This is a genomic window from Rhizobium sp. F40D2, assembly GCF_051810745.2.
Taxonomy (GTDB): domain Bacteria; phylum Pseudomonadota; class Alphaproteobacteria; order Rhizobiales; family Rhizobiaceae; genus Rhizobium.
In genome coordinates this window covers 3,498,598-3,512,190 of record NZ_CM131436.1, presented here as the reverse complement: position 1 = coordinate 3,512,190, position 13,593 = coordinate 3,498,598, and the positions used below count along the sequence as shown (strand labels likewise).

General features: G+C 61.3%; 12 protein-coding genes and 1 pseudogene. 4 read left to right on the top strand and 9 right to left on the bottom strand.

What is annotated here, in order from left to right; genetic code table 11:
- From ACS4RS_RS16880 to ACS4RS_RS16860, 5 genes and pseudogenes are all read right to left on the bottom strand, one after another.
- Complete coding sequence (locus tag ACS4RS_RS16880; RefSeq protein WP_449313744.1) at nucleotides 1-2,460, bottom strand: beta-mannosidase; 2,460 nt, start codon at nucleotides 2,458-2,460, stop codon at nucleotides 1-3.
- A 293-nt stretch (nucleotides 2,461-2,753) separates the two neighbouring features.
- Nucleotides 2,754-3,860 (bottom strand): ATP-binding cassette domain-containing protein, encoded by a 1,107-nt coding sequence (locus ACS4RS_RS16875; RefSeq protein ID WP_439010057.1) that lies wholly within the window; start codon nucleotides 3,858-3,860, stop codon nucleotides 2,754-2,756.
- A 4-nt stretch (nucleotides 3,861-3,864) separates the two neighbouring features.
- Entirely contained in the window at nucleotides 3,865-4,809 is a 945-nt protein-coding gene (locus tag ACS4RS_RS16870; RefSeq protein ID WP_439010058.1) for an ABC transporter permease subunit, read from the bottom strand.
- A pseudogene (locus ACS4RS_RS16865) lies at nucleotides 4,802-5,706 on the bottom strand (carbohydrate ABC transporter permease). The gene ACS4RS_RS16870 and the pseudogene ACS4RS_RS16865 overlap by 8 nt, the downstream one beginning before the upstream one ends.
- A gap of 173 nt (nucleotides 5,707-5,879) precedes the next feature.
- On the bottom strand, nucleotides 5,880-7,115 hold the full coding sequence (locus ACS4RS_RS16860; protein WP_439010059.1) for an extracellular solute-binding protein: 1,236 nt from the start codon (nucleotides 7,113-7,115) through the stop codon (nucleotides 5,880-5,882).
- Nucleotides 7,116-7,569: 454 nt separating this feature from the next.
- Here ACS4RS_RS16860 and ACS4RS_RS16855 point away from each other — a divergent pair, with 454 nt between their 5' ends.
- From ACS4RS_RS16855 to ACS4RS_RS16840, 4 genes are all read left to right on the top strand, one after another.
- Nucleotides 7,570-8,610, top strand: coding sequence for a LacI family transcriptional regulator (locus ACS4RS_RS16855; protein ID WP_439010060.1), 1,041 nt, complete (start codon nucleotides 7,570-7,572; stop codon nucleotides 8,608-8,610).
- 168 nt (nucleotides 8,611-8,778) lie between these two features.
- Nucleotides 8,779-9,393, top strand: a complete 615-nt coding sequence (locus ACS4RS_RS16850) for a C39 family peptidase (protein ID WP_439010061.1) — start codon at nucleotides 8,779-8,781, stop codon at nucleotides 9,391-9,393.
- 33 nt (nucleotides 9,394-9,426) lie between these two features.
- A complete protein-coding gene (locus ACS4RS_RS16845; protein WP_439010062.1) occupies nucleotides 9,427-10,500 on the top strand; it encodes a D-alanine--D-alanine ligase in 1,074 nt (357 codons plus the stop codon).
- Between the two features lie 2 nt (nucleotides 10,501-10,502).
- Nucleotides 10,503-11,036, top strand: coding sequence for an AAA family ATPase (locus tag ACS4RS_RS16840; protein ID WP_439010063.1), 534 nt, complete (start codon nucleotides 10,503-10,505; stop codon nucleotides 11,034-11,036).
- A 17-nt stretch (nucleotides 11,037-11,053) separates the two neighbouring features.
- On the opposite strand, the gene ACS4RS_RS16835 is transcribed toward ACS4RS_RS16840, so the two are convergent.
- From ACS4RS_RS16835 to ACS4RS_RS16820, 4 genes are all read right to left on the bottom strand, one after another.
- Nucleotides 11,054-11,671 (bottom strand): methyltransferase domain-containing protein, encoded by a 618-nt coding sequence (locus ACS4RS_RS16835; RefSeq protein ID WP_439010064.1) that lies wholly within the window; start codon nucleotides 11,669-11,671, stop codon nucleotides 11,054-11,056.
- A 96-nt stretch (nucleotides 11,672-11,767) separates the two neighbouring features.
- Nucleotides 11,768-12,277: a GNAT family N-acetyltransferase gene (locus ACS4RS_RS16830; protein ID WP_439010065.1), complete on the bottom strand. Its 510-nt coding sequence runs from the start codon at nucleotides 12,275-12,277 to the stop codon at nucleotides 11,768-11,770.
- Between the two features lie 13 nt (nucleotides 12,278-12,290).
- Nucleotides 12,291-12,797, bottom strand: a complete 507-nt coding sequence (locus ACS4RS_RS16825) for a GNAT family N-acetyltransferase (protein WP_439010066.1) — start codon at nucleotides 12,795-12,797, stop codon at nucleotides 12,291-12,293.
- A 32-nt stretch (nucleotides 12,798-12,829) separates the two neighbouring features.
- Entirely contained in the window at nucleotides 12,830-13,564 is a 735-nt protein-coding gene (locus tag ACS4RS_RS16820; protein WP_439011816.1) for a carbon-nitrogen hydrolase family protein, read from the bottom strand.
- Nucleotides 13,565-13,593: the final 29 nt, after the last annotated feature.

The following is a 13,593-nucleotide window of genomic DNA, read 5'->3' as shown; positions in this document are numbered from 1 at the left end:
TCAATCTGCCGATTGGCAGGAATGCAGGTCGTAGAACCGGAACGCCGGAAGCGCGCCGCGATCAAGCGGCCGTGCCGGGGTAAAGGTGATGCGGCGGCTCTCGCCGGCTGCAAGATCGAAGGCATTGTCGGAATATTTGCCGTCCGTCTCGGTCTCGATCATCACGAAGAGCGCAAGTCCCCGTGCGGTGACGTTGATATCGATCGCGCCGCTCTCCTCGACATATTCGTGGGTGACCGCCAGGCCCGAAGGCTCTAATTCCAGCGCCTTATAGGTGCCGTTGACATAATGTCCCTCGCCGCCCATGCCGTTCGACGCGGTGAAATGCCAGGCAAGCAGCGTGTCGGCGGGAATGTCGGAGACGTCGATGCTCGCAGCCGTCGCCGCCACATCCGGCGAGCACATGGCTTGCACGTCTTTCAGGTGCAGGCGTTCGCCCTTCATCGTCAGAGCCGAGATCGAAAGATCGATGTTGATATCAGCCAGCGTGTCGTTGACCAGCGAGAAACGGATCGTCTTGCCGTCCTCTGAAGGAATGGCGGCGACCGCGACCGGCTGGAAGAAGCGCTTGACGAGATAATGCATCGCCTTCCAGCGGCCGCCATAGTCGAGGCTCGACCAGGAGGCGACCGGCCATGTGTCGTTGAGCTGCCAGTAGATCGTACCCATGCAATGGGGTTTGAGCGACCGCCAATATTCCACCGCCGTCTTAATGGCGAGGCCCTGCTGAATCTGGGAGAGATAGACGAAGTTCGGAAAATCCTTGGGGAAACGGAAATAGCGGAACATCGTGCCGGCGATACGCTCATTGCCGCCGGCATTCTTCTGGTGCAGTTCCATGACGGGGGAAGCGACGTTCATGTCCTTCTCTTCGGCATAGGTCTTGATGACGGGCAGCGAAGTATAGGACTGGAAGCCGAATTCCGAGCAGAAGCGGGGCCGCACCGAACGGTAATTGTCGAACGACTTGTTCTCGTGCCAGACCGACCAGTAATGCATGTCGCCAGACCCGTCGGCGTGCCAGGCATCACCGAAATCGAGATAGCCCGAAGCCGGGCTCGACGGCCACCAGAGAGCGCCGGGCAACGCCTTCTTCACCGCCTGTTCGATCGTCCGGTTGAGGCGGTCATAGGAGACGAGATAGCGGTCGCGGTCTTTCCGCGATTCCTCGAACCAGGTGAGTGCTCCCACTAGCTCGTTGTCACCGCACCAGAGCGCGATCGAGGGATGCGAGGAAAGCCGGCGCACCTGGTAGTCGACCTCAACAGCCACATTGTCGAGAAAATCTTCGGTCGAGGGATAGAGGTTGCAGGCGAACATGAAGTCCTGCCAGACCATCAGGCCCAGCCGATCGCACAAATCGTAGAAATGATCCTGCTCGTAGAAGCCGCCACCCCAGACGCGGATCATGTTCATGTTGGCGGCTACGGCCGATTGCAGCAGATCCTCGGTTTTCTCAGGCGACGACAGCGAAAACAGCGCGTCGGCCGGAATCCAGTTGGCGCCGCGGCAGAAGATTTCGCGGCCGTTGACCTTGAAGGCAAAGCGGCTGCCTGATGCATCCGGCGTCGTGATCAGCTCGATGGTGCGAAGACCGATCTGCTTCGTCACCTCATCCGTCGGCAATTCGACGGACAGGCTATAGAGCGCCTGCTCGCCGCTGCCGGAAGGCCACCATAGACGCGGATTGTCGATATGGAAGAGATGGTTGACATGGGTCTCGCCATGGACGCCGACATCGAGGCGCACGCGCTCGCCATCGAGGTCGAAATAGACCTGGGTAATGCCTGGCCCCTTGGAATAGAGCGTCGCCGTCACCGTCAGATCGACCGAACCGTCGAAATTATGCGTCTGGCGGGTGACCACATGTTCGATGCGCGCGGTCTCAAGCTTTTTCAGCGCGATCGTGCCGTAAAGGCCGAACGGCGCAATGGCGATATTCCAGTCCCAGCCGAAATGGCATTGCGGCTTGCGCAGCATGTTGCCATCCGGGATCGGCGAATTGCCCGTGCTGTAGGGTATGTAGAAGGGCTGCTTCTTCTGCCGCTCGGCCCCGACGGCGATGTTTGAGGCGAAGACGATGCGGATGACATTGTCGCCGGATTTCAGCATGCTGGACACATCGGGTCGGTAGCGGCGGAAGCTGTTGTCGGCTTCGAGCGCCAGGAAGCCGTTGACGTGGACGCTGGCGACCGTGTCGAGGTAATCGATATCCAGATACCAGTCGCCGTCGACCTCCGGCAGCGTGAAGCTGCGCTCGACCGCCCATTCACGCTCGGCAACCCACTGCACCTTTTCCTCGTTGCGGCCGAAATAGGGATCGGGGATCAGCCCTGCCCGGTGAAGCGCGGTGTGCACGTCGCCCGGTAGCATGATCGCGGTGCGGATCTCGCCGTCGACGGAGGCGAGCTGCCACGAACCGGAAAGGTCGATGTTGGGGGTGGTCGATGGATGCGTCACGATGTCGTTTCCGAATTACGTTTTTGAAATGGACGGCGCGTGATTGCCGTCCGGTCATTGTCGTTCGTTGTGCCCCCTTCTCTTCCGTCATGCTCGGGCTTGACCCAAGCATCCAATCGGCATCGATCAGCAGCCGCGGCATGGATCCTCGGGTCAAGCCCGAGGATGACGGAGAGCGGAGTTGGTCTCTTGCCAAGCTCGCGCCTGCCTGAGGGAGGGATGAGCGTTGGTCGAATTCATGCAGCCCTACTGCAAGCAGGCGGCGCCATCGCCGGCCCGCCCGCAAAATCTCCCTAGAGGCGCAGCTCACTCTCGGCATCAAACACCGAAGCCAGCGCCATGTCGAAGCTCAGCTTCACCTTGGCTCCGACGTTGAAGCGGCGTGCGCCGTTGACGCGGACCGACATCGTATGACCGGCATGTTTCAACCACAGAAGATTGTCCGCACCCATCGGCTCCTCGATATCGACGGTCGCGTCATGTTCTTCACCGCCGGCATTCTCGTTGACCTTGATGTGCTCTGGGCGAACGCCGAGCACCACCTTGCGGCCAGGCTGCAGCACCTCGTTGGCGTCGTAGGCTGCGAGCGAGAAAATGACGCCGTTGGCGGAAAAGGCAATGCCGTCGCCTGATTTGACCAGCTCGCCGCGCAGGAAATTCATCGACGGCGAGCCGATGAAGCCGGCGACGAAAAGATTGCGTGGCCTGTTGTAGATCGTCGTCGGATCGTCGAGCTGCTGGATGATGCCGCTCTTCATGATGGCGATGCGGTCGGCAAGCGTCAGCGCCTCGATCTGGTCATGGGTGACGTAGATCATCGTGTTCTTCAGCGACTGGTGCAGGCGCTTGATTTCGACGCGCAATTCCGAGCGCAGCTTGGCGTCGAGGTTGGACAGCGGCTCGTCGAACAGGAAGACGTCGACATCGCGCACCAGTGCCCGCCCGATCGCCACGCGCTGACGCTGGCCGCCGGAAAGCTCAGCCGGCTTGCGCTTCAGCAGCGGCTGAATCTGCAGGATTTCGGAGGCACGCGCCACCCGCTTGTCGATCTCGGCCTGCGGCACCTTGGCAACACGAAGGCCGAAGGACAGGTTCTTCTCGACGGTCATCTGCGGATAGAGTGCATAGGACTGGAACACCATACCGATGCCACGGTCCTTCGGCTCTTCCCAGGTGACGTTCTTGCCCTTGATGAAGATCTGCCCTTCTGAGGCATCGAGCAGGCCGGCGATGCAGTTCAGCAAGGTCGACTTGCCGCAGCCGGACGAGCCGAGCAGCACCAGGAACTCGCCGTCGTTGATGTCGAGGTTGAGATCTTTCAGCACGCTCACCGCGCCGAAGTTCAGCGACAGATCCTTGATGGAGACGCTTGAGTTGGAGACACTTGAGTTCACGTTCATGGGATCAACCCTTCACTGCGCCAGCGGCGATGCCGCGGACGAATAGTCGCCCCGACACGAAGTAGACGATGAGCGGCACGAGACCGGTGAGGATCGTTGCCGCCATGTTGACGTTGTATTCCTTCACGCCCTGGACGGAATTGACGATGTTGTTGAGCTGCACGGTCATCGGATAGGTATCCGGCCGGGTGAAGACCACGCCGAACAGGAAGTCGTTCCAGATGCCGGTCACCTGCAGGATCATCGCGACGACGAAGATCGGCAGCGACATGGGCAGCATGATCTTCAGGAAGATCTGCCAGAAGCCCGCGCCGTCGACACGCGCCGCCTTGAACAGTTCTTCCGGCAGCGACACGAAATAATTCCGGAAGAGCAGCGTCAGGATCGGCATGCCGAAGATCGAATGCACGATAACAAGGCCGGTCAGGGTGCCGTATATGCCGATTTCGCGCAGGATGATGACGATCGGATAGATCATCACCTGATAGGGAATGAACGCCCCGATGATGAGGATCGAGAAGAACAGCTCTGATCCCTTGAAGCGCCAGTTTGCCAGCGCATACCCGTTCACAGATGCAATGGCGATCGAGATGATGACCGACGGCACGGTGATGCGCACCGAGTTCCAGAAACCGCGCGACAGGCCGTCGCAGTTCAAGCCTGTGCAGGCCTCCGCCCAGGCCTTCACCCAGGGCTCGAAGGTGATTTCCATCGGTGGCGAGAAGATATTGCCGAGACGGATCTCCGGCATGCCCTTCAGCGACGTCACGACCATCACATAGAGCGGCAGCAGATAATAGAGCGCCGCAATTGTCAGCGTGCCGTAGAGCACGATGTTGCGCGACGACAGCGCCGGCCGCGGCCTCGGACCGCTCGGGCCTTGCCCGAGTTTCGGCGCGACGGCGTCCATGCCGGCAACGGTGGTGTTGAGAGTTCCTACATCAGCCACGCTTGCGCCCTCCGCCGAATTCCAGGTAGGCCCACGGAACGATGATGATCGCGACGGTGACGAGCATCATCGTCGAGGCAGCAAAGCCCTGCCCCAGGTTCTGCGCCTGGAACATGTAGTCGTAGACGTATTTCGCCGGCACTTCCGAAGAAATGCCCGGCCCCCCGATGTCTGCGCGACCACGAGGTCGTAGACCTTGACGATACCTGAGGCGATGATGACGATCGTCGTAATGAACACCGGCCGCATCATCGGGATCACGATGAAAAGATAGGTCCTCCACATCGGAATGCCGTCGACGCGCGCCGCCTTCCAGATGTCCTCGTCGATGCCGCGCAGGCCGGCCAGCATCAGGCACATGACGAGACCCGTTCCCTGCCACAGGGCCGCGATTAGAATGCCGTATATGACGATTTCAGGCGTATAGAGGGGATTGAAGGTGAAGCTCGTCCAGCCCATCGAACGCACGACCGACTGAATGCCGAAATCGGGGTTCAGAACCCATTGCCAGACGAGGCCCGTCACGATGAAGGACAGCGCGAAGGGATAGAGGAAGATGGTGCGGAAGGTGTTTTCGAAACGAATCTTCTGGTCCATCAGCGCGGCGAGCATGAAACCGATGACCAGGCTGAAGATCAGTGAGAGCACGCCGTAGAGAGCCAGGTTCTCGATGGCCGTCACCCAGCGGGGTGCCGCCCAGAGCCGCTCATACTGATCGATGCCGACAAAGCTCAACCGCGGAAGGAGCTTGGAATTGGTAAAGGAATAAAAGACCGTCCAGAAAGTGCCGCCGACAAAGATCACCAGCGCTGTCAGGATCATCGGAATGGACGCAATCTTGGCATTCAGATTGCGCAGTAACTTGATTGGCCGGCCTGCTTGCGCTTGACCCGTCATGAACATTTCTCCTCAATTCGCAGCTGCGACCCGTAACGGAACGGGCTGGCACCGTTTGCCATCCTGTCCCGGGATTCGCCGGAATGCCGGAGACACGCCGCCGGCCGGACCATTCGTCCGGGGGACGATCCGGCTCCTCAAGAGCCGGATCGCAAAGGCAGCGAATCTACCGATCAGTCAGCCGAAGCGATGATTTTGGCAAAACGCTTCTGAGCGTCCTCCGGCGTCATCGACGGGTTGGCGAAGAATTCGGAGAAGAGGTCTTCCTTCTGCTTCTGGCTGTCGGCCGAAAGCAGCTGGTCGGTACCCTGGATCACGTTGCCCTTCGCCAGGATGTCGAGACCCTTCTTCATGCAGTCGTTGGCGGCGGCGAGATCGACATCGCCGCGAACCGGCAGCGAGCCCTTTTTCAGGTTGAAGGCAACCTGGGTCTTGGGATCGAGCAGGGTCTTGGCGAGCACGGCCTGCGCCTTGGACTTTTCCTCGTCCTTCAGCAGCGGGAAGTAGAAGGCATCGCCCCCGGTCGAGATGATCTCGTTCACCCCGAGGCCCGGCAGGCAGGTGTAGTCGGTGCCGGCCTTCTGACCGGCGAGCGCGAACTCACCCTGCGCCCAGTCGCCCATGATCTGACCGCCGGCCTTGCCTGTGATGACGAGGTTCGTGGCCTGGTTCCAGTCCTGGACGTTGCTGCCTTTGGCCATGCGCCGCGCATCGTCAGCGGCCTTGAATACCTTGGCGATTTCAGGACCGGCGGCAACTTCCGCATCCTTGTCCTTGAAAACCTTGTTGAAGGTATCCTTGCCGGCGACCGCAACCATCAGCACGTCGAAGGCGCCTGTCGCCTGCCACGGCTGACCGCCGACGGCGAGCGGAATGATGCCTGCCTTTTCGAGAGCCGGAGCGGCAGCGACGAACTCGTCCCAGTTCTTCGGAACCTCGACGCCAGCCTTCTTGAAGGCGGCATTCGACAGCCACAGCCACTGCCAGGAGTGGATGTTGACCGGAGCGCAATAGATCTTGCCGTCGATCGTGCAGGAATCGAGCAGGCTCGCCGGGCGGATGATGTCTTTCCAGTGCTCGGCGGTCGCCACGTCGGTCAGGTCGCGCATCAGGCCAGCCTGGACGAGCTCCTCAGCCTGGCGGCCGTGGTTGAACTGGGTGGCGCCCATCGGGTCGCCGCCGGTGATGCGGCTGATCATGATCGGACGGGCGGTGCCGCCGGAACCGGCGATAGCACCGTCGACCCAGTGGTTGCCGGTGGCGTCGAATGCCTTTGCCAGCTCGGCGACGGCAGCCGATTCGCCGCCTGATGTCCACCAATGCGTAACTTCGAGATCGGTAGCATTGGCAGCGCTAAACGGAAGCGCGACCGAAGCGGCAAGCAGGGCCGCCATAATACGAATTTTCATGAGTTTTCCTCCCTCACTGAAACGTTGCCGGAAAAACTTAGATCAATCGATTTCAGCACGCAACCGCCCGCCTTCAAATTTTTCCGCGACAACGGGAATTACTACCTGTGCCTGTTTCCTGTCGGCCCGACTCTCCACTCCGAACCGGCATTCCGTCGCAGATTTCGCAGATGCACTCTCTGAATATTATGTTGAAAATACACCAAAAAATCTCGAAAACCGCCTTAAGCGCCAACGTATTCCTTTCGTAATCGCAAAAAATCAGGGAATGAATCATGGATTCAACCTATGCACACAATGCTGCAAAGCACACCGGAAAAAGCCCTCGACATTTCTACTGTATCGTTACAGATTGCGCTTCTTAGGGAGGCGCGATTTTGGCAGGCGGCGGGCTTACGGCGCCTGAAAAAGCCTCTATAAGCGACACCAATTCGCGCGAGGCAGGCCTGCAGGGATGGAAAACAAGGAAAATTTCGGGCAAGCGGCATCGCCAGCGGCGCGCGAGCGCCCAACATTGAAGACGATCGCCTTCATGACCGGCCTCGGCGTGACGACAGTATCGCGCGCCCTGAAGGATGCGCCCGACATTGGGGCGGAAACCAAGGAGCGGGTGCGCATGGTCGCCCGCCAACTCGGTTACCAGCCGAACAGGGCCGGCGTGCGCCTGCGCACCGGCAAGACCAACGTCATCGCCCTCGTCCTCAGCATCGATGAAGAGATCATGGGCTTTTCGAGCCAGATGGTCTTCGGCATCTCCGAGGTGCTGTCCGGCACGCCTTATCATATCGTCGTCACGCCGCATTCCCACAGCAAGGATCCAATGCTGCCGGTGCGCTATATCCTCGACACCGGCTCGGCCGACGGCGTCATCATCTCGCGCATCGAGCCGGACGATCCCCGCGTGCGGCTGCTGACCGAGCGCGGCATGCCCTTCGCCACGCATGGGCGCACCGACGCCGGTCTGACGCACCCTTTCCACGACTTCAACAACGAAGCCTTCGCCCACCAGGCGGTGGAACGGCTCGTCAAACGCGGCCGGCGGCGCATCGCCCTGCTGCAGCCGCCGAGCAAGCTCACCTATTACGCCCATATCCGCATCGGTTTCCAGACCGGCCTACATGATTACGGCGCCGAGGAAGTGCCGCTGCGCGTTAACAGCGACGCGCCACTCGCCGACATTCGCGACGTCGTCGAGGTGATGATGCGCTCACCCAATGCCCCTGATGGCATCGTCTGTTCGGCCGGCAGCGCGGCAATCGCCGTCAATGCCGGCATCGAAGCCGCCGGCAAGGCGCTCGGCCGCGATCTCGACATGGTGTCGAAGCAATCGGTGCCGATCCTCAACTGGATCCGCCCGGAGATCATCACCGTCCAGGAAGACGTGCGCCAAGCCGGCCGCGAAATGGCCAAAGCCGTCATCGCCCGGATCGACGGCGTCGAACCAGAACTGCTGCAGAGCATCAGCCAGCCGATCTGGCCGGAGGGCGGCAGGTAAGGCGTATTAAGACGCGCGACCCGTCGGGTTTCGGTGGCTCAAATCGGTTCCAGCGACGTAGTGACCTCAGCTCTCCCCCAACTCACCGCGCCAATCGCAAGCGGGGCATCGGCTCGAAAAAGCCAAGATTGCTCGCCATCTCGGAGTGAGTGACGGGGGATCGACAGAATGCAAGAAAGCGGCGTGCCCTATTTCAGCCAATGGGAAACACCCGGCATGACGCTGCCGGTGCTTGCCGACGGATCGCAGGCTCTGCTCGGCGATCCGCTCTGGCATCACTCGGGAGCCGGCACGATCGAGGAATATGCGCGCTGGGCGGTCAATGTCTGCGGCATGGCCTGCCTGAAGATGATCCTTGCCGCCCGCGGTGAGATCCATCCGACCCTCGAGCTTGCTCGCGCCTGCACGGCCTATGGCGGTTATGTCGTCAACGAGATCGATGCCTCAATCAAGGGGCTGATCTACGCACCCTTTGTCCGCTTCGCTGCCGAGCGATTCGCGCTGAGCGCGGAGACGATCACAGGCGTCGAGACATCTGCGATTCCAGAGCTTCTATCGAAGCGGCGTTTCTTCATCGCCTCTGTGCATTCGGGCATCCGCTGGCCGGAGCGCCAGCCGCCGTCGAAGGGCGGCCATCTGGTGCTGGTGACGGCGGCGAGTGGCGAGGCGATCCGCTTCCACAACCCGTCCGGCCATGACGAGGCGAGCCAGGCTGATGTGACGCTGCCGCTTGCGGTCTTCGACCGTTTCTTCGCCAATCGCGGCATATCGGTCGGCGCCTGACCTTTTCAACACCAGATCGCTTCGGAGTTTTGCATGACCCCTTCCCCAAACAGGCTGCGCATCGCCGTACTCTTCGGCGGCCGCTCGGCCGAGCATGAGGTTTCCATCCTTTCGGCAACCAATGTCATGGGTGCGCTCAAGCCCGAGAAATATGACGCCATCCCCGTTTTCATCACCCGCGAGGGGCAATGGCTGCTGAGCAATTTCAAGGACGGGATGTTGGCGACACCGTCGTCAGGCGTCGAAATCTGCCTCGTGCCGGGCGGACGGGGACGGGTGCTGGCAATCCCGGCCCATGGCGCGCCGCATGAGCTGGCAAGGATCGACATCCTGTTTCCGGTATTGCATGGACTGCATGGCGAAGACGGATCGGTGCAGGGCCTGGCCGAGGTGGCGCGCGTGCCGCTCGCAGGCTGCGGCGTTCTCGGCTCGGCCGCGGCGCTCGATAAGGATATCGCCAAGCGTCTGCTCAGGGCCGCGGGCCTGCCGGTGGCGCGCTCGGTGACGATGCGGGAGGATGCTGCCCCTTCGCTGGCGGCCCTCGAAAGCGAGCTTGGCCTGCCGCTCTTCATCAAGCCGGCGCGCCAGGGATCGTCGGTCGGCGTCGCCAAGGTCCATGCCAGCCAGGAATTCGCGCCCGCCCTTGCCGAGGCCTTCCGCCACGATCGCATACTGCTCGCCGAGGAGTTCGTCGCCGGCCGCGAGATCGAATTCAGCGTGCTCGAGGACGCGGCAGGCGAGCTCTTCGTCTCCCGGCCGGGCGAGATCGTGCCGGCCGAAAGCCATGGCTTCTACAGCTATGATGCCAAATATATCGATGAGAAGGGCGCGGCGCTGAAAGTCCCGGCGGACCTGCCTGAGGAGGTCGAGACCGCCATGCGCGACATGGCTGCAAGAGCTTTCCGTGCGGTCGGCTGCGACGGCATGGCACGCGTCGACTTTTTCCTGATGGATGACATGCGGTTCCTCGTCAACGAGATCAACACCATCCCCGGCTTCACCGATATCAGCATGTATTCCAAGGCGATGGCGGCAAGCGGCGTCGGTTACGCCGAAATCATCGACAGGCTGGTGGAGCACGGCCTGGCGCGCGCCGGCCGGACCTGAGCATGAACAGGTCAGTCCTGATTTCCGGATGTTCCGGCGGCGGAAAATCGACGCTGCTGGGCGAACTTGGACGTCGGGGTCATGCGATCGTCGAAGAGCCGGGCCGGCGGATCGTCAGGCAGGAGCTCGAAAGCGATGGCGCAGCCTTGCCCTGGATCGACATGGCGGCCTTCGCCCGGCGCGCCATCGAGATGGCGATCGCCGACCACGCAGCAGCCCGCGGCCGGGCCGGCTGGACGTTTTTCGACCGAGGGCTGATCGATGCCGCAGCAGCACTTCCACACCTGACCGGAGAACCGGTCCTGGACAGAGTGAGCGCCCTCCATCGCTATAACAGCAGCGTTTTTCTCACCCCGCCATGGCCGGAAATCTATGTCACCGACCTCGAGCGACGCCATGGCTTCGACGAAGCAGTCGCCGAATATGACCGGCTTGCCGCCATCTACCCGGCGCTCGGCTACGACGTCGTCACGCTGCCGAAAATCGCGGTCGCCGACCGAGCGGATTTCATCCTCGACCGCCTGGAAACAAGGTAGCCGCCCAAGCTGCTTTCTCAACGCCTGCGAAAGACGCACCACTGAAACGACTGTCGGCCGCCATTGGGTGTCGTGTGCTCCTCGCGCCAGTCGCGCTCAAGCGCGAAGACGGACGAGAATTCACGCACAAGAGCGGCCGCGTCGTAGCGCTGGACCGGCAAGCCGCTGCACCGTTCCGGCCCGTCCGGCGCGAAGGTCGCGATGATCACGGCACTGCCCGGCGCCGTGCCGGTTTCGAGGGCGCGGCGATAAGCCAGCCGCTGCTCGGGTTCGGTGAGAAAATGAAAGACGGCGCGGTCGTGCCACGCATCGTACTGACGCTCCGGTCGCCACGCGGTGACATCATCGATCACCCAGGCAACGCGGGCGGTTTCGTCCCCCAGCCGTGCTTTGGCGAGGTCGAGCGCCGGCGCGGCGATATCGAGAACGGTGAGATCGGGCCACCCGCGCTCGACAAGGCGATCGACAAGGCTTGATGCGCCACCGCCCACGTCGATCAGCGAGGCCGTGACCGGCAATCGCAGCTCGTCAAGCGCCCGCAAGGAAGGCTCAGGCGTCGGCTGATACCAGCTGACGCTTTCGGGCGCCTTCGTACGATAGACCTCGTCCCAGTGCTCCCGCTTCGCGTCCGTCATCCGCCATCCCCATTTTTGCGGCACCGATCCTGACCGATCAACATGTGAGGATTGAGCCGTCTGCCCAGCCGCGGTGCGCGGTGAGTGTACATGTTTTCAGGCAGCGAGATGACGATAAACGAGATCCTCGGGATCGGTTCGAGGAGCCGTCAGATCAAGACGCCCGCCCAACCGTTGCGCGACAGCAATCGAGGCGGCGTTGCCGGGGGCGATATAGCTGACGAGCGACGGCAGGCTGAGCGTAGCAAAGGCCCAGTTCCGCAACACCGTGGCCGCCTCGGTCGCATAACCCCTGCCCTCGTGGCCCTCATAGACCAACCAACCCAGCTCCTTTTCCGGAAAAAGCGGCCCGTGATTGATGCCGACCTGGCCGACGCATTCGCCGGTCTCGGCAAGGTCGATCATCAGCGCCCCGTGCCCGAAAAGCTGCCAGAGCGCCACGTCGTGACAGAACATTCCCCAAGCCGCGCGCCGATCGAACGGCCCGCCCATTCCGACGGACCGTGGTGACGCCATGAGTTCCGCATAGGCGGCGAAATCATCCATCTCGGGCATGCGAAGCCTAAGACGCTCGGTCTGGATGATCTTTGCGCCCGTTTCGGACATGTTGTCGCCTCTGTCAGGTGGGGTTTGGGGTTTCAAAGGCCGGGGCAAATTGCAGCATTCCGCTTGGCGTGGTCCCGCGGAAAACGATCCGCTGTACGAGCCGCCTATCGAGGTCGAGATACATCAGCTGCCCGTCGCTGCTGAAACCGACACGGCTATAGATGTCCGGGTTTCCGATCAAGACACAGCCGGTGGCACCCATCTCCTTCAACAGCTCGAGTCCCCTGACGATCAACGCCTTGCCGATCCCCTGCCGCTGTTTGTCCGGTTTGACCGATATCGGACCCAGTCCGAACCAGCCGCCACGCACGCCGTTGATCGTCACCGGGGAAAATGCGACATGCCCCAGGATCTCGCCATCATCTTCAGCAACCAGCGATATCGTCAGATCGCCGCTCGCACGAAGCCTGCTGACAATCTCCGCTTCCGTACCGTCACTATAGGGCATCGGCTTGAACGCGACCGAGGTCAGATCGTGGATTGCATCGATATCCGCCTGCGTTTCGTATCTGATGAGCATCTCAACTCCTCATGCATGATCGCTTGCCGATGCTAAGCAGGATAATCGAAAATGAGTAAGCCGGGTTTTTCCAGGGGCAATTGCGCCACGACCTGCCCTTCCGGGTTCAGAACCGCCGTTGGTCCCCAGGCGACGCGCCCACCGCGCTCGCCTGTCACGTCGGACGATATCATCCAGAGGCCGGTTTCGCGGCATCTTTCTCCGCGGACGACATTGTGCTGCTCCTTGAATATTTCCGCCTTATTTCGTGGCATCATATTGTTGGAGCAACATAAAATCAGCGATGCACCCAGCGCTGCGAGCTTTGCCGCCGCTTCGGGAAAGTTGGTGTCGTAGCAGATGTTTATCCCGAAGCGCAGATCACCGATAGCAAAGAGCGGGCCCTCCCTTCCCGCCTCGAAGACCTGTTCGCCGCGTAACAGGTGGGCTTTGCGGTATCGGCCGAGAAGAACACCGTGCTCGACAACAACGGCGGTGTTGAACAATCGCCCGTCATCGATCTCGATCAGCCCCATGACCAGCATCGGTCCCGACTTCGGCAGCCGATGCAGGACAGCCGCAAACTCGGTCGATGCGAGATCGAGCGCAATGCGACGTGCCGATGGTTCATCGGTCAGGTAGCCTTGCAGAAACCCTTCAGGAAAGAGCAGCAAGGCCACGCCATCGGTCTCGGCTTGGGCTGCGACTCCCACGGCATAATCCAAGGCCGCCGCAACATTTTCCCGAAATTCCGGCGTCTGCGCAGCGGCTATCCGGATGCTTTTCACATCGGTATCCTCCTCGGCCGTCTGAGCGG